Annotated in this window: 2 protein-coding genes; both read right to left on the bottom strand. The window is 38.8% G+C overall.

Annotated elements, in window-relative coordinates:
• Window positions 1–146: 146 nt before the first annotated feature.
• Window positions 147–332: a hypothetical protein gene (locus OKC24_RS19760; RefSeq protein ID WP_130148932.1), complete on the bottom strand. Its 186-nt coding sequence runs from the start codon at window positions 330–332 to the stop codon at window positions 147–149.
• Window positions 333–395: 63 nt separating this feature from the next.
• Complete coding sequence (locus OKC24_RS19755) at window positions 396–848, bottom strand: NinB/YbcN family protein (RefSeq protein WP_438800955.1); 453 nt, start codon at window positions 846–848, stop codon at window positions 396–398.
• Between the last annotated feature and the right edge of the window lie 33 nt (window positions 849–881).

Raw genomic sequence — 881 nt, 5'->3', positions numbered from 1 at the left:
CCTCTAGATATTTTTCTTTTGCCTTGGGTAAAGGTTTAGCGCGTGGCTTTGTTTTTGGTGGGCGTTTCTTGGTTTTCCAAAAGTAGTCGTCTGCATTCATATATTGCGCCCATTAAAAAACCACCCGAAGGTGGTTTTGGTATTTCTTAAGCAAAAAAATCCTTTCGCCCTATCTTGGCTAAAAATCGCTCCATATCTTCCGCATGAGGGAAAGAGACTTTTTTGCTATGGTTTTCATCAAAAATAACCATCACATAATTTGCTTTATCATTGATTTTTATTAAACGTATTTTATCTGTATTTATCACAACATCATCTACCTGAAGCAACATACTGCACCCTTTAACAAAGTTTTATTTTTCGAGGATTTAGAGTATTCAGATAATTGATTTTCGTCAATTCATTTCCCAAGCAAACATCAAATCATCCGGCGTCTGCAACCAACATCCCTGCTTACTGCAAAACGCATGTATGTCATTTAGATATTCAGTGAACTGATCCACTGTTGCATCTGTCGTGCTAATCAATTCATTCAAGCCATCAGCCACTTGTTGATACATCGGATGCTTTTGTTCTTTTAAAACTTTGACTGCAGCAAATGTGTTTCGATACTGGCCCACATCATCACGCGCATAGATCCGAGCAAGAAAGTTTTTCTTAAAATACAAATGCTCTGAGTCTTTATCTGTGCCTTGTCGTTTAGACCATTGATTCATCCACATCCAATAAAGCCGATTCTGTGCCTTGCTGCGGTCATCTTCTTTCTGGTTAATCCGCACTACCAATGGCTTGCCTTGCTCAATTGCTTGATTATGCCAAGTGTTTAGGAAGCCCAGTGTTTTGGTGATATTGAGATGCGAATCAATAATGAATGTTGCGGG

Source organism: Acinetobacter entericus, assembly GCF_026168575.1.
Classification (GTDB): domain Bacteria; phylum Pseudomonadota; class Gammaproteobacteria; order Pseudomonadales; family Moraxellaceae; genus Acinetobacter; species Acinetobacter bouvetii.
Note: the sequence above shows the minus strand (reverse complement) of the source record. Positions and strands in the feature narration are given on the sequence as shown.

Excerpts from the sequence above, each read along its gene's own strand:
- OKC24_RS19760 (WP_130148932.1), bottom strand. The coding sequence starts at position 332 with ATGTTGCTTCAGGTAGATGATGTTGTGATAAATACAGATAAAATACGT.